Origin of the sequence: Magnetospirillum moscoviense, from assembly GCF_001650635.1 — a bacterium.
GTDB classification, from domain to species: Bacteria; Pseudomonadota; Alphaproteobacteria; order Rhodospirillales; family Magnetospirillaceae; genus Magnetospirillum; species Magnetospirillum moscoviense.
On the sequence record NZ_LWQU01000032.1, the window covers coordinates 18,787 to 39,465 of the forward strand.

Below are 20,679 nucleotides of genomic sequence, written 5' to 3' on the forward strand. Positions count from 1 at the left end.
TGACGGATCTTGGGTGGACACGCCCTCCTTTAACCGTCGAGCCCGGCCATGACGCCAGGAAATCCTGTCGCGGCGCTCCATCATCGCATGACCTTCCGGAGGGTGGCGCGGTGGTGGGCATGACAAATCGCCACCCCCAGCGCATCGGCGGCATCGCTTTGCGTGGTCAGGCAGCCCGGCAACAAGGTGCGCACCATCATCGCCACCTGATCCTTGGCGGCTCGGCCGGTGCCGACCACCGCCTGCTTGACCGAGGCCGGGGTATATTCGCCGACGAACAGACCGGCCAAAGCCGGGGCCAGCAGCACCACGCCGCGGGCCTGGCCCAGCTTCAGGGTGCTTTCCGGGTTGACGTTGACGAAGGTCTGTTCCACCGCAGCCTCGTCCGGCTTCCATTGGTCGATCAGGGCAGCGACGCCCCGGTGCAACTGGGCCAGCCGCTCGGGCAGCGACAATTTGTCGGTCGAGCGCACCGTGCCGTCGGCGACATAGCGCAGATGATGGCCGACCATCTCGATCACCCCCCAGCCGGTCACGCGCAGGCCGGGATCGAGACCGAGAACACGCATGATGATCCCCCGTCAGCCCAGCTTGGCCATGATGTCGTCGGGAATATCGAAATTGGCCGACACACGCTGGACGTCGTCATTGTCGTCCAGGGCGTCCAGCAACTTCATCAGGGTCTTGGCGGTGTCCTCGTCGGCGACCGGCACGCTGGTCTGCGGGCGCCAATCCAGACGGGCATGCTCGGGCGTGCCGAAGACCGCTTCCAGGGCATCGCGCACGGCGGCCAGATCGTCGGGGGTACAGGTGATCTCGTGGCCGTCCTCGTCGGATTCCACATTGTCGGCACCGGCTTCCAGCGCCGCCTCGAACATGGCGTCGGTACCGGCGGCCGAGGCCGGATAGCGGATCGAGCCGATACGGTCGAACATGAACGACACCGAATTGCTTTCGCCCAGGGCGCCGCCATTCTTGTTGAAGGCGGCGCGGACTTCCGAAGCGGTGCGGTTGCGGTTGTCGGTCAGCGCCTCGACGATGATCGCCACCGAGCCGGGGCCGTACCCTTCATAGCGTACTTCGTCGTAATTGGCCCCGTCATCGCCGCCGGCGCCGCGCTTGATGGCGCGATCGACCGTGTCCTTGGGCATGTTGGCGGCGCGCGCGGCCTGGATGGCGGCGCGCAGGCGCGGATTGGCAGCGGGGTCGGGCTGGCCGGACTTGGCTGAAACGGTCAGTTCGCGGATCAGCTTGGTGAACACCTTGGCGCGCTTGGCATCCTGCGCGCCCTTGCGGTGCATGATGTTCTTGAATTGGGAATGACCAGCCATGTTCGGAAGAGCCCTGGATGCGATGATACGAACGCGCCGACATACCACATCTTGTGAGCCAGGGCTACCCGATCTGCAATCCCAGGCGCGTGCCGTCCTCGATGGCGCGAAGGGCGTCGATCCCCGACGCCTGACGGGCGCCGCCGATCCGGTGGACGATCCGCCCGGCTGCTGCCAATTGCTGGGCCAAGCTGTCGTCTCCCTCCTGACCGGAACAGACGATGATGGTGTCGGCCTCGATCAGGCGGTCGGTGCCATCGACATGGATATGCAGGCCGGCATCGTCGATATGGCGATAGGCCACGCCCGCCAGCATGGCCACCCCCGCCCTTTGCAGCTTGGCCTTGGCGATCCAGCCGGTGGTACGACCCAGATCGGCACCTGGTCGGCCGGGCTTTCTTTGCATCAAGGTAATGGCGCGGGACGGCGCTTCGGCGGGCTCGACCACCGCAAGGCCACCCGGCTGCAACAAGGTGCGGTCGATGCCCCATTCGGCATCGAAGGGGGCGGATGGCCCCAGCAGATAAAGGGCGACGTCAAAGGCGATCGGCCCGGCCCCGATCAAGGCCACCCGCTGGCCGGCGGTGCGCCGCCCGGACAGGATGTCGTCGTAAAGGGCGACCATCGGATGGTCGATGCCGGCGATGTCGGGGCGGCGCGGCCGGACTCCGGTGGCGATGACCACCTGATCGAACCCGTCCAGATCCTTAAGGGTGGCGGCACGGCCCAGCTTGACGGTCACACCCAGGCGATCCAGTTCGGCGGCGAACCAGTCCAGCGTCGCCACATAGGTTTCCTTGCCGGGAATGCGCTCGGCCAGGGCGAACTGGCCGCCCAGATGCTGGCTCGCCTCGAACACGGTGACGTGATGGCCGCGCGCCGCCGCCTCGAGGGCGCAGGCCATGCCGGCCGGGCCGGCGCCGACCACCGCCAGCTTCAAGGCGGCGGCGACCGACACAGCGACGAACTCGCCTTCCCGCCCGGCGCGCGGATTGACCAGGCAGCTGGCCGGGCGGCCGTCGAACATCGCGTCCAGGCAGCCCTGGTTGCAGGCGATGCAGGTGTTGATGGCGCCCGCCTGACCGCCGGTGGCCTTGGCGGCGAAGGCCGGATCGGCCAGCAGCGGCCGGGCCAGCGACACCAGATCGGCGGCGCCCGAGGCCAGGATCGCCTCGGCCCGTTCCGGCGTGTCGATGCGGTTACTGGCCGAGACCGGGATCGACAAGACCGCCTTGACCCGGGCGGTGGCCCAGGCCCAGGCACCGGCCGGCACCGGATGGGCGATGGTCGGAACCCGGGATTCGTGCCAGCCGATGCCGCTGTTCAGCAGATCGGCGCCGGCCTGCTCGGCCACCAAGGCGGCGGCGACCACCTCGTCGCCCGACAGGCCGCCCTCGACCAGATCGACCATCGACAGGCGCACCGACAGCAAGCACTCGCCGATGGCGCCCCGGACCGCCCGCACCACCCGATCCAGGAAACGCAGGCGGTGTGACAGCGGCCCGCCCCACTGGTCGGTGCGGTGGTTGGTGGCCGGCGCCATGAATTCGGAAATCAGATAGCCTTCCGAGGCCATCACCTCGATCCCGTCATAGCCGGCCTGGATGGCCAAGGCGGCGGTGCGGGCGTAATCGGCGATGGTCGCCTCGATCTCGGCCTCGGTCAGTTCGCGGGGCGTGGTGCGCGAAATCGGCGCCCGGATCGCCGACGGCGCCACTGGGTCGTCGTGGCGGGCATAACGGCCGCAATGCAGGATCTGCAGGATGATCCGCCCGCCGGCCTGGTGCACCGCGTCGGTGATCGGCAGGTGGTGATCCAGTTGCGACGGATGATCCAGCACGGTGCCGTCGGCACCGAAGCGCCCTTGCGGGTTGGGGGCGACGCCACCGGTGACGATCAGCCCGACCCCACCCTTGGCCCGCTCGCCATAGAAGCGGGCCAGCCGCTGGGGGGCATCCGCCTCGGTCTCGCAGCCCAGATGCATCGATCCCATGATGATCCGGTTGGGCAGCACGACATGGCCGACACGGATGGGAGTGGCTAGCAGACGGGTCATCGACCTGCTCCGATTAATTCGGCAGTCGAATACCACATTGCCGCCCCGATCGCCAGGGCTTGCGCTTTACCGACGGGATTCGGCCATCAGCAGCTGGGCGACATGCTGGACCGGCTTGCCGTTGGCGGCGGCGATGGCGGCCGCCGACCAAGCCGGGTCGGCCTGCTTGATTCCGCCGGCTTCCAGCCGCCGCACCAGGGCCGACGCCTCGACACCCAGCGCCGGAGCCAGTTGCACCAGCGGCGCCTCGACCATCTTTCCGGCCAGAGCCATCATCGGATTGCCGCCCCGGCCGCTGCCTGTCACCGCAGGGGCGACGAAGGCCAGGCTCAGCCATTCATGGGCGCCCTTCAGGAAGCGGTCGCCGATATGAAAGAAGATCGGCACACCGGTCACCACCGCCACCGCGAACAAGGCCACGGTAATCGGGGTCGAGTAGAGATTGAGGAAATTGCGCATGATGAAGGCCCGCTTGCGTGGGAAGACGGGCGCAAACTAGTGTCCTGCCCCAGAAATTCGCAAGTGAATTTCTGGGATGAGCAGGCCACTAATCTGTTGAATTGTGTAGTGATTCCGATGTCCGCATTTTGATGCGAACTTCGGAATCACCACACTAGCAAGCCGATGTTGCAGGCGTTTGGCGGACCGGAAACAAAGTGTAATCAGCGCTTTTCGAACACCACCATCTCGTCCTCGCGGCCCATGTTCAACATGGCGCGGGCGCGTTCTTCCAGCATGTCGGGGTCCAGATGATCGGGGCGCAGCAGCAGCACCCGGTGTTCCAGCACCTGGCGTTCGGTGGTGACCTTGGCCAACTGCATCTCGGCGTCCAGAATCTCGTTCTTCAGCCGCACCCAGGCCAGCACGCCGCGATCGCCTTCCACCGTGTGGTAGGCGAAATACGCCACGGCACAGGCCCCGATGACGGGGCCGATGACGGGACGAAGTCGACGGGCCAGCTCCTTAAGCATGAAGCGGATGGAATCACCTAAGCTTCATGACGTCAACAAGTCATGAACGAGATGATTCATTTTTCCCGAGCAGGAGTCGTCGCTGTTGCAGAAATGACTCAGTTTTCGGGTTTCATTGAGTCTTTTGCCAAAAGAAAAGCGGCCGAAGGATTTCTCCCTCGGCCGCCCATCAACAGAACAATTCAGAAACGGATCAGCGCTTCATGATCGCCTTGCCGGCATAGCGCGCCGCCGAGCCCAGCTCTTCCTCGATGCGGATCAGCTGGTTGTACTTGGCCAGACGGTCCGAACGCGACAGCGAGCCGGTCTTGATCTGGCCGCAATTGGTGGCAACCGCCAGGTCGGCGATGATCGAGTCTTCGGTCTCGCCCGAACGGTGGCTCATCACGGCGGTGTAGCCGGCCTTGTGGGCCATATCGACGGCTTCCAGGGTCTCGGACAGCGAGCCGATCTGGTTGACCTTGACCAGGATCGAGTTGGCCAGGCCCTTTTCGATGCCCATGGCCAGGCGGGCCGGATTGGTGACGAACAGATCGTCGCCCACCAGCTGGACCTTGCCGCCCAGTTCCTCGGTCAGCATTTCCCAACCGTCCAGATCGTCCTCGGCGCAGCCATCCTCGATCGAGATGATCGGATAGGACTTCACCAGCTTGGAATAGAACTTGACGATGCCCTTCTGGTCGAAGCTCTTTTTGGCGCCTTCCATCTCGTACTTGCCGTTCTTGAAGAACTCGGTCGAGGCACAGTCAAGGGCCAGCATGATGTCTTCGCCGGGCTTGTAGCCGGCCTTCTCGATGGACTGCATGATGAAGTCCAGGGCCGCCTCGGCCGACTTCAGGTTGGGGGCGAAGCCGCCCTCGTCGCCGACATTGGTGTTGTGGCCGGCGTCCTTCAGCTGCTTCTTCAGGGCCTGGAACACTTCCGAACCCATGCGGATGGCGTCCGAGCAGGTCGGAGCCCCCACCGGCATGATCATGAATTCCTGGATGTCGATGGGATTGTCGGCGTGCGCCCCGCCATTGATGATGTTCATCATCGGCACCGGCAGGATCGAGGCGAAGGCGCCGCCGACATAGCGGTACAGCGGCAGGCCGGTTTCCTCGGCGGCGGCCTTGGCACAGGCCAGCGACACGCCCAGGATGGCGTTGGCGCCCAGGCGCGACTTGTTCGGCGTGCCGTCCAGCTGGATCATGGTGTGGTCCAGCAGCACCTGATCCTCGACATCCATGCCCGACAGGGCGTCGTAGATCTCGCCATTGACGCTTTCCAGCGCCTTCAGCACGCCCTTGCCGCCATAACGCTTCTTGTCGCCGTCACGCAGCTCGCACGCTTCGTGGGCGCCGGTCGAGGCCCCCGACGGAACGGCGGCGCGGCCCATCACGCCGCTTTCCAGCACGACGTCGACTTCAACGGTCGGATTGCCGCGCGAATCCAGGATTTCGCGAGCGTGGATATCGATAATGGCGGTCATCGGGTCTCTCCGAAAAGTGCGGACAGGGGTTAGTCGATTTGGACGGGATAGCACTTGGCCGTCGCGTCGAACTTCATCAGCATTTCGATCAGGGCCGGCATGTCCTTCAGCGCGATCATGTTGGGGCCGTCCGACGGCGCATGATCGGGATCGGGATGGGTTTCGATGAACACACCCGCGATGCCCAAGGACACCGCGGCGCGGGCCAGCACCGGCGCGAAGCGGCGGTCGCCGCCCGACGATCCGCCCTGACCGCCCGGCGATTGCACCGCGTGGGTGGCGTCCATGATCACCGGATAGCCGGTGCGCGCCATGATCGGCAGCGCCCGCATGTCGGCGACCAGGTCGCCATAGCCGAAGCTGGCGCCCCGTTCGGTCAGCAGGATGCGGCTGTTGCCGGTGCTTTCGATCTTGGCGGCGACGTTGGCCATCTGGTCAGGGGCCAGGAACTGGCCCTTCTTGACGTTGACCACCGCGCCGGATCGGCCGGCGGCGATCAACAGGTCGGTCTGGCGGCACAGGAAGGCCGGGACCTGGATGATGTCGACCACCCGGCTCATGATGGCGCATTGTTCTTCAGTGTGGATGTCGGTCAGGACCGGCAGGGCCAGCTTGGACTTGATCTCGGCGAACACCGGCAGCGACGCGTCCAGCCCCAGCCCGCGCCTCCCTGAGATCGAGGTGCGGTTGGCCTTGTCGAACGACGACTTGTAGATCAGCTTGATGCCGGCTTCCTGGGCCATTTCCTTCAACGCCGCTGCGCATTCCAGGGCGTGTTCGCGGCTTTCCATCTGGCACGGCCCGGCGATCAGGACCAGCGGCAGATCGTTGCCGAAGACGACGTCCGGGAAAACGGCGACGTGATGGAAAGGGGGCATGGCGTCAGACCAATCGCGATTGCCGCACCGCGGCCTTGATGAAGCTGGTGAACAGCGGATGCGGGTCGAACGGCTTGGACTTCAGTTCGGGATGGAACTGCACGCCGACGAACCACGGATGGTCGGGAATTTCCACGATTTCCGGCAGCACCCCGTCGGGCGACAGGCCCGAGAACGACAGGCCGGCCTTTTCCAGCTGCGGCCGGTAATCCATGTTGACCTCGAAGCGGTGACGGTGGCGTTCCGAGATCATGTCGGAGCCATAGATGTCGGCGACCCGGCTGCCCTTTTTCAGCATGCAATCATAGGCGCCCAGGCGAAGGGTTCCGCCCAGTTCGCCGTTGGCGGCGCGCTTTTCCAGCATGTTGCCCTTGACCCACTCGGTCATCAGGCCGACGACGGGATGCTCGCACGGCCCGAACTCGGTCGAGTTGGCGCCCTTCAGGCCGACCAGATTGCGGCAGGCCTCGATCACCGCCATCTGCATGCCGAAACAGATGCCGAAATAGGGCACCTGGCGTTCGCGGGCGAATTTGACCGCCTCGATCTTGCCCGACGCGCCGCGCTCGCCGAAACCGCCGGGGACCAGGATGCCGTGGCAGGGCTCCAGATGCAGCACCGCGTCTTCGCGCTCGAAGATCTGGCTGTCGATCCAGTTCAGCCGGACACGCACGTTGTTGGCGATGCCGCCATGGGTCAGCGCCTCGGCCAGCGACTTATAGGAATCCAGCAGGCTGATATACTTGCCGACCACGGCGATGGTCACCTCGCCTTCCGGCTGGCGCACCCGCTCGACGATGTTGGTCCAGCGCGACAGATCGGGCTGCGTCGATTCGATGCGGAAATGGCGGCACACCTGCTCGTCCAATCCCTCGGCATGGTACGAGATCGGCACCTGATAGATGCTGTCGACGTCCAGGGCCGGGATCACCGCCTGGGGGGCGACGTTGCAGAACAGGGCGATCTTCTTGCGCTCGCCTTCCGGAATCTCGCGGTCGGACCGGCACATCAAAAGGTCGGGCTGGATGCCGACGGACAGCAATTCCTTGACCGAATGCTGGGTCGGCTTGGTCTTCAGCTCGCCCGCCGTCGGGATATAGGGCAGCAGGGTCAGATGGACGAACATGGTGCGCTCGCGCCCCAGCTCGTTGGCCAACTGGCGGATCGCTTCCAGGAACGGCAGGGATTCGATGTCGCCGACGGTGCCGCCGATCTCGCACAGGCAGAAATCCTCGTCGGTCAGGTCCGACTTGACGAATTCCTTGATGGCGTTGGTGACGTGCGGGATGACCTGGACGGTGGCGCCCAGATAATCGCCGCGCCGCTCGCGGGCGATGACGTCGGAATAGATGCGGCCGGTGGTGATGTTGTCGCTTTTACGCGACGCGACACCGGTGAAGCGCTCGTAATGGCCCAGATCCAGGTCGGTCTCGGCGCCGTCGTCGGTGACGTAGACCTCGCCGTGCTGATAGGGGCTCATGGTGCCCGGATCGACGTTGAGATAGGGGTCGAGCTTCCTGAGCCGGACCTTGAAGCCGCGCGCCTGCAGGCACGCCCCCAGAGCCGCCGAGGCCAGCCCCTTACCCAGGGACGACACCACGCCGCCGGTAATGAAGATGAAACGCGTCATGGGCCCCTTGCTCGCGCGAAGTGTCTGGCTTGACCACGTGGCGGCCGCTTAAGGCGACCGCGTCCCCAAACGGATGAACCTACTTCGAAATCGGCGCCGCCGGTTCGGCCGGAACCGCCGGCTGGGCCGGAGCCGCCGCCGGAGCCGCCGCCGGCACCTTGTCGAAGGGCGAGCCCCCGCCGGTGCGGTTATTGGCGATGATGGCAAGCGCCAAGCTGGTCAGGAAGAACGCCCCGGCCAGGATGCCGGTGGTGCGGGTCAACAGGTTGCCGGCCGCCCGGCCGGACATCAAACCGCCGCCACCGCCGCCCATGCCCAGCGCGCCGCCTTCGGAACGCTGCAGCAGCACCACGCCGACCAGGGCGATGGCGAGAAGCAGGTGAACGACAAGAATGATCGGAAAGAAGTCCATTGGCACACCACGAAATGACCCGACCCAGAGCGGTCCCGATGGGACAGCCCTGGGGGCGGGTGAAATTGTTCGACGCGATATTTAGCCCCCTCGGCCGAGGATAGCTAGTGCAAAAATGGGCTGCGCTTCACGCTTAACCCCGCGCGGCGTCCGAGCGGGGTTAAGCTGGACCGCGCCTCGCGCCCAAAGCCCGCGCGGCGTTTGAGCGGGCCCGGCACGGGCCGCGCCTCGCGCCTAACCGCAATTGCGCGCGATGGCCCAGAAATCCTCGACCTTCAGCGAGGCGCCGCCGATCAGGCCGCCATCGACATCGGGCAGGGCGATCAGCTGGGCGGCGTTCTCGGGCTTCATCGAGCCGCCATACAGAATGCGCATCTTGCCGGCCTCGGTCTCGCCCACCAGCTTGACCAGTTCGGCGCGGATGGCGGCATGGACTTCCTGCGCCTGTTCCGGCGAGGCGACCCGGCCGGTGCCGATGGCCCACACTGGCTCGTAGGCGATGACGGTGTTGTCGGCATTGGCGCCCTCGGGCAGCGAGCCCTTCAACTGGCGGCGGTTGACCTCAAGCGTTTCGCCCCCGTCGCGCTGGGCCAGGGTCTCGCCGATGCAGACGATGGCCACCAGGCCGGCGGCGTGGGCGGCGGCGGCCTTGGCCTTGACCTCGGCGTCGGTCTCGCCATGGTCGGTGCGGCGCTCGGAATGGCCCAGGATGACGTGGGAACAGCCGGCATCCTTCAGCATCACCGGCGAGGTGTCGCCGGTATGGGCGCCGGAAGTCTTGGCGTGGCAATCCTGGCCGCCGACCGCCAGCCCCGAGCCGGCCACGGCGCGGGCGACATCGGAAACCAGCAGGAAGGGCGGGCATACCAGCACGTCGCAGGCCAGATCCGGCTCGGCCCGGCGCTTGGCGGCGACACCATCGGCCAGGGCGATGCCGTCGGCCTTCAGGCCGTTCATCTTCCAGTTGCCGGCGATCAGCGGACGTCTGCTCATGGAGGTCTCCCGTTCTCTATGAATTGTGACCCGGTCTATACCACCGGCCCCAAGCCCTTGTCGCCACCCAATCGGAGCGATTCCAGGGTGGGTTAAAGCAGTTGCCACCCCTTCCCCCCCCCCTTATTATGCCGGCACTTTTGCCGGAGCCCGCTTGCGCCCGGCCCCTCGAACCCGCCGGATGCCATGCTCGATTCCTTTCGCAATGCCTCGAAGTCCTGGGTCGTCAAACTGCTGTTGGGCCTTTTGGGTCTCAGCTTCATCTCGTGGGGCGTCGGCGATGTCTTGAGGGGCGGATTGTTCGGGCGCGGCCCGGCCATCGAGGTGGGCAAGGTCCAGGTCACCGCCGCCGAGGTGAACGCCGAGTTCAAGCGCGAGGTCGCCCGCCTGCAGCCGCTGTTCGGCGGCAAACTAAGCGCGGAAGAGGCGCGCAAGATGGGCCTGCTGGACCGCACCATCCAGACCATCGTCACCCGCACCCTGATCGACGAGGCGGCCCGCCGCCTGGGTCTGTCGGCGTCCGAGGACGCGGTGGTGGCCCAGGTCGCCGCCGACCCCAACTTCCGCAATGAACGGGGCGAGTTCGACCGCGAGCTGCTGCGCCGGGCCTTGAACCGCGCCAATCTGAGCGAATCCGACTACATGCGGATGGAAAAGAGCAACATGGTCCGCGCCCAGATGGCCGAGGCGCTGTCGGGCGGATTGGTGGCGCCGGTCACCCTGGCCGATCCCCTGACCCGCTGGCGCGAAGAGCGCCGCGCCGCCGAGATCGCCCAGATCAAGGACGAGGCGGTGGCGCTGCCCGCCGCCCCCGACCAGGCCGCCATCGAGCAATATTACAAGGACCATTCCACCCGCTTCATGGCGCCCGAGTTCCGCGCGCTGACGGTGATGCTGTTGCGCCCGGCCGATGTCGGCGCCCTGGCCGAGATCACCGACGCCCATATCGCCGAGGCCTATCAGCTTCGTCTGGACGAGTTCGTCACCCCGGAACGGCGCCAGGTCGCGCAGGTGGTGCTGGCCGACGACGTCGCCGCCGCGCGCGCCACCGACCTGGTCAAGGCCGGCAAGGACCTGGCCGCCATCGCCAAGGATCTGGGCGCCTCGGTGGTCGATCTCGGCACCGTCGAGAAGGGCGAACTGCCCGACGAGTTGGGCACCGCCTTGTTCGCCCAGAAGCCCGGCACCATCAGCGCCCCGGTGCGGACCGCGCTGGGCTGGCACGTCGCCCAGGTCGGCCAGGTCACCCCCGGCCGCACCCGGCCGCTGGCCGAGGTCAAGTCGATGCTGGAGCAGGATCTGCGCCGCGAGCGTTCGACCGACCTGTTGAGCCAGCTGGCCAATCAGGTGGAAGACACCCTGGGCGCCGGCACCAGCCTGGAAGAGACCGCGTCGCGGTTCCAGTTGAAGGTTCTGCGCATTCCGGCCATCGATGCCAAGGGCCAAGGCCCCAACGGCAAGCCGGTCGCCGACGCACCCAAGTCCGACACCTTCCTGGATGTCGCCTTCCACACCGAACAAGGTGCCGAAAGCCAGCTGACCGAGAAGGAAGGCGACGGATATTTCCTGGTTCGCGTCGACCGGGTGGTGCCCCCCGCTCCGCGCGCCCTGGCCGACGTCCGTGCCGAAGTGGTCGCCGGCTGGCAGGCCGAGCGCCGCCATGAAAAGGCCGGCGAACTGGCCAAGGCCATCGCCGAGCAGGTCAAGGCCGGCGAGCCGCTGGCCAAGGTCGCCCAGGCCCACGGCATCAAGGTGGTGACCTCGGCCCCGTTCACCCGCGAAGGCGCCGAAGCAGCCAAGCTGGCCCCGGCCGTCGTCGCCGACCTGTTCCAGGGCAAGTCGGGGACGGTGGCGGTCAAGGCCGAAAAGGGCGGCTGGGTGGTGGCCCGCCTGGCCCAGGTGATCGCCTTCGAGCCGGCCAAGGATGCCAAGGCCACCGAGACGGCGCGCCGCAAGATCTCGTCCACCGTGGCCAGCGATCTGGTCGACCAATACCTCGCCGCCCTCAACGTCGAACTGGGCGTGCGGGTCGATCGCAGCCAGATTTCCCGCGAAGAGTGACCATGACCGTTTATCCCGACTACGCCGCCTTCCAGGCCACCTACGACAGCGGGCGGCCGCAACTGGTGTGGCGCACCATGGTCGCCGACCTGGAAACCCCGGTTTCCGCCTTCCTGAAGCTGGCCAGCGGTCAGAAGCACGCCTTCTTGCTGGAATCGGTGGAAGGCGGCGCCGTGCGCGGCCGCTATTCGGTGCTGGGCATGAAGCCCGACCTGATCTGGAAGTGCGAAGGCAACATGGCGTGGGTCAATCGCTGCGCCCGCACCCAGCCCGATTCCTTCGCGCCCTGCCCGGTGGCCGAACGCGACGGCACCCTGGCCTCGTTGCGAGCACTTTCTGCCGAAAGCCTGGTGGACATTCCGCCGAACCTGCCGCCCATGGCCGCCGGCCTGGTCGGCTATCTGACCTATGACACCGTGCGGCTGGTCGAGAAGCTGCCCGATGCCAATCCCGACGTCATCGGCATCCCCGACGGCATCTTCATCCGCCCGACGGTGATGGCGGTGTTCGACAACGTCAACGGCACATTGACGGCGGTGGTGCCGGTATGGCCGCGCGCCGGCGTCGATGCGCGGGCGGCGTTCGACCTGGCCAACGAGCGGCTGGACCATGTGGTCGAGGCGCTGGAGCGCCCGCTGCCGCACCTGGATGCCGGCCACGAGCGCCACACCCATGCTCCGGTCCCGGTCGCCTCGATGACGCCCGAGGAATATTGCGCCAAGGTGCTGAAGGCCAAGGAATACATCGCTGCCGGCGACATCTTCCAGGTGGTGCTGTCGCAGCGTCTGAAGGTGCCGTTCCGGCTGCCGCCCTTCTCGCTGTACCGGGCGCTTCGGCGGATGAATCCCAGCCCGTTCCTGGTCTACATGAATTTCGGCGAGTTCCAGCTGGTGGCGTCCAGCCCGGAAATCCTGGTGCGCCTGCGCGACGGCCGCGTCACCATCCGCCCGATCGCCGGGACCCGCAAGCGGGGCATCGACCAGGCCGAGGACGAGGCCCTGGCCGCCGACCTGATGGCCGACCCCAAGGAACTGGCCGAGCATCTGATGCTGCTGGATCTGGGCCGCAACGATGTCGGCCGGGTGGCCAAGATCGGTTCCGTCAAGGTCACCAAGAAGATGTTCGTCGAGTATTACTCGCACGTCATGCACATCGTCTCGAACGTCGAGGGCGACATCCGCGACGGCTGCGATGCCATGGACGCCCTGATGGCCGGCTTCCCGGCCGGCACCACCTCGGGGGCGCCGAAGATTCGCGCCATGGAGATCATTGACGAACTGGAGCCCGAGCGGCGCAGCTTCTATGCCGGCTGCATGGGCTATATCTCGGGCAACGGCAACATGGACACCTGCATCGCACTTCGGACCGCCCTGATCAAGGACGGCACCATGTACGCCCAGGCCGGCGCCGGCATCGTCGCCGATTCGGTGCCCGAGAAAGAGCACGAGGAATGCATGAACAAGGCCCGCGCCCTGGTCCGCGCCGCCGAGGAAGCGCTGGAATACACCCTTAGCCGGCAATAGAGAGCAGTAAATCTTCCCACTCGCGGGTGAAGCGGGCGCTGTCGTTCAGGCGGCTGGCCCGCACCCGGTCGCGCAAGCTTTCCCGCAGTTCGGCGCGCAAGGGCCGGTCGGCGGCCAGACGGACGGCGCGGGCGACATAATCGTCGGCATCGGCGGCGATGCCGTCGATGAACCCCACTTCCGTCAGCAAGGAAAGCCCATAGCGGTCCAGGATGCGGCTACCCGGCAGGGTCACCACCGGCACCCCCATCCACAGGGATTCGAAGGTGGTGGTGACGCCGTTATAGGGCACCGGGTCCAAGGCCACGTCCAAGTCGCCGAAGGCGGCCAGGTGCTCGCCATAGCCGGCGGTCGAGGCCAAGAATTCCAGGCGATCCGGGCCGATGCCGTGCGCGGCGAAGCCGTCCAGAAGGCGCGGATGGTCGAAGGCCGATTGCACCATACCCTTGACCCGAAGGCGCGAGCCGGGAATGGCGGCCAGCACCCGGGCGAACAAGGCGATGGATTGGTCCCCGATCTTGGCCAGGGTGTTGAAGCAGCCGAACAGGACGGTCCCGTCATCGGGGCGCAAGGGCCGGCCCGGCACGTCCAACTCCTCGACAGCGAAATGATAGCTGCAGGGCAGCCGAAAGACCCGCTCGCGATAATCACCCTCGGCGCCGGGCGGCAGGGTGCGGGAATCGGCGACCAAGCCGTCCATCGCCGCCATGCCGGTGGTGGTCATCGGCGGCCAGTGCAGATGGATGCGGGCCGGGCGGCGCGCCACCGTCAGCAGGCGGTGACCCTTGGGGAAACCCAGCCCGTCGATCAGGATGTCCAAGCCGTCGGCGGCGATCAGTTGGGCCAGGTCGGAATCGGACAGCCCCCGGGTCATCCGCACCGTCGCCAAGGCGCGGAAGCGCTCCAGCCGGCGATGGGCCGGGTCGCCGTCGAAATAGACGATCACCTCGAACCGGCTGCGGTCATGGTGGGCCAGCACGGCCAATTGGGTGCCGTCCAGGGTGAACAGACCGGCGGCGAGATAGCCGATGCGGATGCGCCCGTCGCTGCCCAAGGCCGGCCGGGCGACCGGGGCCAGGGGATCGGCATAGGTCTTGGCCCATGCGGTGGCGACCGCCAGGGTGTCGGCGGCGGAAAACGGCGCCAGATTCATGGCCAGAATGCGGGTGGGCGCAAGATTGGCCGCCGGCTCCAGCGCCTCGACCCGAGCGTAATCGGCGCAGGATTCGGCGTGCCGGCCCATCTCGGCGTTCAGGTTGGCCTTGTTGCGCCAGGCACCCGCCAGATCGGGTTGCAGGTCGACCGCGTCCCGATAAGCCGCAAGGGCGGCCGCGCCATCGCCCGCATCGCGCAGGGCATTGCCCAGGTTGAAGCGCAGCAGGGCGTTGCGGCGATCAAGGGCGATGGCGGACGTCAGCGCCTCGACCGCGCCGGCCGCGTCGCCGCGCTGGGCCCGCAGCACCCCCAGATTGGCCAGGGCGTCACGGTCCCTGGGGGCCGATTTCACCGTCTCGACCAGGATCGCCTCGGCATCCGCCGATCTGCCGAAAGCGGCGAGTGCCAGGGCGTGATCATTGGCAAGGCCCGAATCCTTGGGGGCACGGGCGCGGATTTCGGCGAACAGCGCCAGGGCTTGCGACCCCTGCCCGGCCCGCGCCAGCGCGACGGCCAAGGCGTGGCCGGCGGCCAGCCGGGCGGGAGCCAACTGGCGAGCCCGCCCCAGAATGGTGACAGCCGCCGGCCATTGCCCCAGCCGGGCCGCCGCCAGCCCCAGGAACAAGCAGGAATCGGCGCAGGCCTGGGCGTGGCTGAAGGCGGCCGACAGCATCTGGCTGGCGGCCTGGGCCTCGCCCCGGCCGATCATCGCCTCCAGCCTTTCGGGAAGGCCGGCCAATCCTGCGCGCCGAACCTTGGCCCGCAAGCCCTTCAGCGCCGCGTCGAAATCCATAGGCAGCCGATCAGGCCGCGCCCAGGAAGGTGAAACCGGCCTCGTCGACCGCCTTCTTGACCTGGTCTTCGCTGGCATTCTCGACGGTGACGGCGGCCGAGCCCAGATCGACGGTGACCTTGGCGTCGGGGGCCACGCTCTTGATCGCCGATTCCACCGAACGGGCGCAGCCGCCGCAGGTCATGCCGGTCACTTTGTAGGTCGCGCTCATAAGATCAGCTCCTTTGCTTAGGCTTCGATGATGGAAGTTTGGACCTTCCAGCGACGGGAAGGTCAAGGGGGTGTTTGCGCCTTGACGATGGTGGTGACCGGTACCAGCAGGAAGCCCCGGGCTTCCAGCCCCGGCAACCAGGCGGCCAGGGCCTCGATGGTGGCATCGTGCGGATGGCCGATGGCGATGGCGGCGCCGAACTTGCGGGCATGGGCCTCGGTCTTGGCCAGCTGCGCCTTGACCGACGCCACCGATTGCTCGTTATCGAGAAAGACGCTGCGCGCCGCAAACGGCACGCCGTGGCGCTTGGCCAGTTCGGGGGCCACGCTTTTGTCGGTGGTGACCGAATCCAGGAACAACAGGCCGCGCCTTTTGACCTCTTCCATCACCACCTTCATGCCGGTGCGGTCGGCGGTGAAGCGCGAGCCCATATGGTTGTTGATGCCGACGAAGCCCTCGAAGCGATTGAGCCCCCAGGCCAGGCGGCGGCGATTCTCCTCGGGGTGGACGGCGACTTCCAGCACGTCGGGGCCGGGATCGTAGGATTCGCCCTGGGGCTGCATCGGCACATGGACCATCAGTTCGTGGCCGCGCTTGCGGGCAAGCTGGGTGATCTGCGGCAGGTTCTCGGCATAGGTCATCCAGGCCAGCGTCAAGGGGGCGCGCAATTCGACCACCTTCTCGCTGCGCTTTCGATCGACCCCCAGATCGTCGATCACCACCGCGATCATCGGCTGGCTTCCGGCCTTGGGCGCCGGCACCGCATAACGGACCCAGGCGGGAGCGCCCTGCTCGACCGGCTTGACCGAGGGCTGCGGCAGGATCAGCGGCACCGAGGCGACCTGTTGGTCGGCCACCTGGCCCGAAGCTTGGTCGGCATCGAAACCGTCATCGGCCGGGCCGCCGGGACGGGCCGGCGGCAGCGGCACCAGCGGGATCACCGGCGGCTCGGCGGCAGCGGCCGGTTCCAGCAACGCCTCGCGCCGGGGCGGACGATCGACCGCCATCTCGGCCCGTTCCCAGTCGCGCGCTTCCTGATCCGGCCGGCTGGCCATGATGCCCAGCCCGACGCCCGCTCCGATGGCGATGCCACCCAGCAGAACCGCCGCCATCAGGGCCAGCACCGCCCAGGACCGCGACGAACTCGACCGTCGCTTCGGTTCCATCAGCAGCCGCCGGATTTCACGCCGCGACACGAAATTTCGCCTTTCACCACACAATTCAACAGATTAGTGGCCTGCCCATCCCAGAAACTCACTTGCGAATTTCTGGGGCAGGACACTAGACAGATTAGTGGCCTGCTCATCCCAGAAATTCACTTGCGAATTTCTGGGGCAGGACACTAGATCGACGCCGGTTATAGCCCGCCGCCCGGCCCCGGCAAAGCCTCAATGGCAGCGGGCGTCGGACAGGCCTTCCAGGATCGGGCAATCGGGGCGGTCGTCGCCCGAACAGCGCTCGACCAGCGCGGTCAGGGTGCGGCGCATCTCTTCCAGTTCGGCGATCTTGGCCTCGACGGCGCGGACATGGTCCTGCGCAATGGCCCGCACGTCGGCGCTGGCCCGCTCGCGGTCGCGCCACAATGCCAGCAGATCGGCCACATCCTTGACCGAGAAACCCAGCGAGCGGGCGCGCTGGATGAATCGCAGGGTCTCGACATCGGTCGAGCCGTAATCGCGATAGCCGGCCGCCGTGCGCCCGGCCGGCGGGATCAGGCCGATTTCCTCGTAATAGCGGATGGTCTTGGCCGGCACGCCCGACCGTTTCGCGACTTGGCCGATATTCATGGCATCCTCCAGCGGCGCAGCAGCAGGGAATTGGTCACCACCGACACGCTGGAAAAGGCCATGGCGGCGCCGGCGATGGTCGGCGACAGCAGCCCGGCGGCGGCCAGCGGCAGGGCCAGCAGATTGTAGAAGAAGGCCCAGAACAGGTTCTGGCGGATCTTGGCATAAGTCGCCCGCGACAACGAAAAGGCGGCGGGCAGCAGCGCGGGATCGCCCTTGACCAGGGTGATGCCGGCCGCCTGCATGGCGACGTCGGTGCCCGTGCCCATGGCGATGCCGATATCGGCCGCCGCCAGGGCCGGGGCGTCGTTGACGCCGTCGCCGACCATGGCCACCACATGGCCATCGGCCTGCAGGCGGTGGATTTCCGCCTCCTTGCCCTCGGGCAGCACCTCGGCCAGCACCATGGAAATGCCGACCTGACCGGCCACCGCGGCGGCCGCGCGGGCATTGTCGCCGGTCAGCAAGACCGCCTTGACCCCCAGGGAATCGAGCCCGGCCACCGCCGCCCGGGCGCTGGGCTTGACCGGATCGGCCACCGCCAGCCAACCGGCCAGCCGCCCGTCCAGGGCCACCAGCATGACGGTCCGCCCCAGCTCTTCGTGGGTTCTCATGGCATCATTGGCCGATTGCCAATCCACCGCCCGCTCGTCCATCAGCCGGGCCGACCCGACCAGTATGGCCCTTCCCTCGACCATGGCCTCGATGCCGCGCCCCGGCAAGGCCTTGAAGGCGGTCACCGGGGCCAGGTCCAGACCCGTCGCCGCCGCCCGCACGGCACGGGCCAGCGGATGCTCGCTGCCGGCCTGGGCCGAGGCGGCCAGGCGCAGCAATTCGGTCCCGCCTTCGCTGGCCACCAGGGCCGGGTGGCCCTCGGTCAGGGTGCCGGTCTTGTCGAACACCACCAGATTGGTGTGATGGGCCCGTTCCAGGGCGACGGCGTCCTTGATCAGGATGCCGTGGCGGGCCGCCACCCCGGTCCCGACCATGATGCCGGTCGGCGTCGCCAGCCCCAGCGCGCAGGGGCAGGCCACCACCAGCACGGCGACGGCCGCCGCGAAGCCCTGGCCCGCATCGCCGCCGATCAGCGCCCAACCCAGGAACGACAAAGCCGCGATGGCCACCACCACCGGCACGAAGATGGCCGACACCCGGTCCACCAGCTTCTGCACCGGCGCCTTCGAGGCCTGGGCGCCCTGGACCATGCGGATGATGCGCGAGATGGTACTGTCGGCGCCGACCCGGGTGGCGATGACCCGCAGCAAGCCGTCGCCGTTGATGGCGCCGGCCACCACCGCATCGCCGGTCTGCTTGGAAACCGGCAGGCTTTCGCCGGTGATCAAGGATTCGTCGGCCTGGCTTTCGCCATCCTGCACGGTGCCATCGACGGGAAAGGCCTCGCCCGGGCGGACCACCACCAGATCGCCGGCGACAACGGCCGAGGCGGGGATTTCCACCACATGGCCGTCTCGCTCGACGCGGGCGGTGTCGGGGCGCAGCTTCATCAGGGCGCGAATGGCCCCGGCCGCCGAGCGCTTGGCCCGGGTCTCAAGGATCTTGCCCAACAGGACCAGGGTGACCACCGCCGCCGCGCCCTCGAAATAAAGGTCGCCGTGGCCGCCATGGCCCTGCGTCACCACCCAGGCCGACATGCCATAGGCCGCCGAGCTGCCCAGCGCCACCAGCACATCCATGTTGCCGGCACCGCCCCTCAGCGAGGCCCAGGCGCCGCGATAGAAGCGCCAGCCGGCGCCAAATTGCACCGGCGTCGCCAGCAGCCATTGCCAACCGCCGGCCAGCATCCAATCGATTCCGAACGGGGCCAGGATCATCGGCGCCACCAGCGGCAGGGTCAAAGCCGCCGACACCCAGAACCAGCGCCATTGGTCGGCCAGATCGCGGGCTTGGTCGGCCTCCTCGGCGCTGGTGGGGTCCTCGCCGTCGGCGATCAGATGGGCGGTGAAGCCGGCCTTCTCGACCGCCACCACCAGTTCGGCGGCGCCGGCCAGACCGATGATGGTGGCCCGTTCGGCGGCAAGGTTGACACTGGCCGCCTCGACGCCGGGCACGCGGCCCAACACCTTCTCGAGCCGGGTCGAGCATGCGGCGCAGGTCATACCGCCAATCCTGAATTCCAGCGAGGGCGACAAGGAGGCGGTAAGGGGGGCGGCAAGGGGGCCGGCAGCCATGGGCGTGTTCCTTAGAAGCGATCCATGGGAATAAGGATCGCCCTTCCAGTCACTGGAAGGTCAAGGGCTTTGTTATATGCATATTTTATAGTTATAGGCCATATTTCCACTTCCTTTGCCGGTGGCACACGGCATAATTGATGCAAATGACGAGATCCGGATGGTTGGGGCAACCGGGCATGGGCATCACCCAAGGGAGGTTTTCTTCATGCCCGATGGCTCCAACGCCTCGCAGGCCAGCGACCGCGCCCAGTTCGCGCAGGCCGTGGTCGAGCGCCTGACCACCATTCAAACCGAAGTCACCGAAATTGCCGGCAGCGTCGATGAGGTGGCGGTCTTCCTGGAAGACCAGATGGGCAAGTTCCAGGCGCTAAGCGCCATCGCCCAGCAAATGGCCGAGGCCATCGACGCCATCAATTCGGCCAGCAAGACCACCGACCAGGTTTCCCGCGATGCCGCCGACCGGTCCACCCAGTCGCTGGCCACCGTCGAGACCGCCGTTTCCAGCATTCGCGGCCTGGCCGAATCGGTTCGCGCCATCCAGGCCAGCCTGGGCGAATTGGACACCCACCTGGCCAGCGTCGGCGCCTCGACCAAGGACATCCAGGACATCGCCCGCCAGACCAACCTTCTGGCCTTGAACGCCACCATCGAATCCGAGCGGGCCGGCGAGGCCGGCAAGGGCTTCGCGGTGGTTGCCGGCGAGGTCAAGGGCCTGGCCCGCAAGGCCGGCGAGGTCACCCGCACCATCGAAGGGTCGGTAGAATCGCTGACCGCGTCCATCGCCGACCTGATCGTCGCCACCGGCCAGACCGTGACCAGCGCCGGCCAGGTCAGCACCGGCGTCGGCATTATTTCCGAGACCATTAACGGCTTCGGCAACTCCCTGGAGAAGATCCACGGCCGCGTCGAGGAAATCAGCGAAGCCGCCGCCGAAGGCAAGGTCCAGTGCGAGGACGTGATCGATTACATCGATACCTTCATGATCAGCCTGTCCACCACCGGCGAGACCCTGGGCGAGGCGCGCGAGCGTATTCACCATCTGGTGGGCGAGGCCACTTCAGCGGTCGAGTTCGCCAACAAGCAGCGTTGATATCTTGGGGCGAAGGTTCGGCGGGCAGTCACCGCGACCGGCCAGGAAAACCCGCGGGCTCAGCGAGCTTCATGGGCACTCAGTCCCCCGTGCAAAAAGTCCATCGACTGCGCGGAGAGAGGGAT

18 protein-coding genes are annotated in these 20,679 nt (G+C 66.9%); 3 read left to right on the forward strand and 15 right to left on the reverse strand.

Annotated features, from left to right (window positions below):
* Positions 1-80: 80 nt before the first annotated feature.
* The 10 genes from ruvC to tpiA form a co-directional block, all read right to left on the reverse strand.
* A complete protein-coding gene (gene ruvC / locus A6A05_RS01870; RefSeq protein WP_068496911.1) occupies positions 81-569 on the reverse strand; it encodes a crossover junction endodeoxyribonuclease RuvC in 489 nt (162 codons plus the stop codon).
* 12 nt (positions 570-581) lie between these two features.
* Positions 582-1,331, reverse strand: coding sequence for a YebC/PmpR family DNA-binding transcriptional regulator (locus A6A05_RS01875; protein ID WP_068496913.1), 750 nt, complete (start codon positions 1,329-1,331; stop codon positions 582-584).
* Positions 1,332-1,395: 64 nt separating this feature from the next.
* Positions 1,396-3,387: an NADPH-dependent 2,4-dienoyl-CoA reductase gene (locus A6A05_RS01880; protein ID WP_068496915.1), complete on the reverse strand. Its 1,992-nt coding sequence runs from the start codon at positions 3,385-3,387 to the stop codon at positions 1,396-1,398.
* Between the two features lie 66 nt (positions 3,388-3,453).
* Positions 3,454-3,846, reverse strand: a complete 393-nt coding sequence (locus A6A05_RS01885; protein ID WP_068496916.1) for a hypothetical protein — start codon at positions 3,844-3,846, stop codon at positions 3,454-3,456.
* A 203-nt stretch (positions 3,847-4,049) separates the two neighbouring features.
* Complete coding sequence (locus A6A05_RS01890) at positions 4,050-4,295, reverse strand: FtsB family cell division protein (RefSeq protein WP_245644132.1); 246 nt, start codon at positions 4,293-4,295, stop codon at positions 4,050-4,052.
* 256 nt (positions 4,296-4,551) lie between these two features.
* The gene (gene eno, locus A6A05_RS01895) at positions 4,552-5,829 is read right to left on the reverse strand and encodes a phosphopyruvate hydratase (protein WP_068496920.1); all 1,278 of its coding nucleotides are present in this window, start codon (positions 5,827-5,829) and stop codon (positions 4,552-4,554) included.
* A 29-nt stretch (positions 5,830-5,858) separates the two neighbouring features.
* Entirely contained in the window at positions 5,859-6,707 is an 849-nt protein-coding gene (kdsA, locus tag A6A05_RS01900) for a 3-deoxy-8-phosphooctulonate synthase (RefSeq protein ID WP_068496922.1), read from the reverse strand.
* A 4-nt stretch (positions 6,708-6,711) separates the two neighbouring features.
* Positions 6,712-8,337 (reverse strand): CTP synthase, encoded by a 1,626-nt coding sequence (locus A6A05_RS01905; RefSeq protein ID WP_068496926.1) that lies wholly within the window; start codon positions 8,335-8,337, stop codon positions 6,712-6,714.
* Positions 8,338-8,416: 79 nt separating this feature from the next.
* Positions 8,417-8,749, reverse strand: a complete 333-nt coding sequence (gene secG / locus A6A05_RS01910) for a preprotein translocase subunit SecG (RefSeq protein ID WP_068496927.1) — start codon at positions 8,747-8,749, stop codon at positions 8,417-8,419.
* A gap of 234 nt (positions 8,750-8,983) precedes the next feature.
* Positions 8,984-9,742, reverse strand: a complete 759-nt coding sequence (gene tpiA, locus A6A05_RS01915) for a triose-phosphate isomerase (RefSeq protein WP_068496928.1) — start codon at positions 9,740-9,742, stop codon at positions 8,984-8,986.
* A gap of 186 nt (positions 9,743-9,928) precedes the next feature.
* On the opposite strand from tpiA, the gene A6A05_RS01920 reads away from it, so the two are divergent.
* Complete coding sequence (locus tag A6A05_RS01920) at positions 9,929-11,803, forward strand: peptidyl-prolyl cis-trans isomerase (protein ID WP_068496929.1); 1,875 nt, start codon at positions 9,929-9,931, stop codon at positions 11,801-11,803.
* Positions 11,804-11,805: 2 nt separating this feature from the next.
* A complete protein-coding gene (gene trpE, locus A6A05_RS01925; protein WP_068496930.1) occupies positions 11,806-13,326 on the forward strand; it encodes an anthranilate synthase component I in 1,521 nt (506 codons plus the stop codon).
* Here trpE and A6A05_RS01930 read toward each other — a convergent pair.
* From A6A05_RS01930 to A6A05_RS01950, 5 genes are all read right to left on the reverse strand, one after another.
* Positions 13,313-15,274: an O-linked N-acetylglucosamine transferase, SPINDLY family protein gene (locus tag A6A05_RS01930; RefSeq protein WP_068496931.1), complete on the reverse strand. Its 1,962-nt coding sequence runs from the start codon at positions 15,272-15,274 to the stop codon at positions 13,313-13,315. The two genes, trpE and A6A05_RS01930, sit on opposite strands and share 14 nt — an antisense overlap.
* A gap of 10 nt (positions 15,275-15,284) precedes the next feature.
* A complete protein-coding gene (locus A6A05_RS01935; RefSeq protein ID WP_068496932.1) occupies positions 15,285-15,485 on the reverse strand; it encodes a heavy-metal-associated domain-containing protein in 201 nt (66 codons plus the stop codon).
* Positions 15,486-15,547: 62 nt separating this feature from the next.
* Positions 15,548-16,681: a divergent polysaccharide deacetylase family protein gene (locus tag A6A05_RS01940; RefSeq protein ID WP_068496936.1), complete on the reverse strand. Its 1,134-nt coding sequence runs from the start codon at positions 16,679-16,681 to the stop codon at positions 15,548-15,550.
* A gap of 192 nt (positions 16,682-16,873) precedes the next feature.
* Positions 16,874-17,272: a Cu(I)-responsive transcriptional regulator gene (gene cueR, locus A6A05_RS01945; RefSeq protein WP_068496938.1), complete on the reverse strand. Its 399-nt coding sequence runs from the start codon at positions 17,270-17,272 to the stop codon at positions 16,874-16,876.
* Positions 17,269-19,461 carry a heavy metal translocating P-type ATPase gene (locus A6A05_RS01950; RefSeq protein WP_068496939.1) on the reverse strand — a complete coding sequence of 731 codons (2,193 nt, stop codon included), beginning with the start codon at positions 19,459-19,461 and terminating at the stop codon, positions 17,269-17,271. The genes cueR and A6A05_RS01950 overlap by 4 nt, the downstream gene beginning before the upstream one ends.
* A gap of 208 nt (positions 19,462-19,669) precedes the next feature.
* Here A6A05_RS01950 and A6A05_RS01955 point away from each other — a divergent pair, with 208 nt between their 5' ends.
* Complete coding sequence (locus A6A05_RS01955; RefSeq protein WP_068496941.1) at positions 19,670-20,554, forward strand: methyl-accepting chemotaxis protein; 885 nt, start codon at positions 19,670-19,672, stop codon at positions 20,552-20,554.
* The last annotated feature ends 125 nt before the right edge of the window (positions 20,555-20,679 follow it).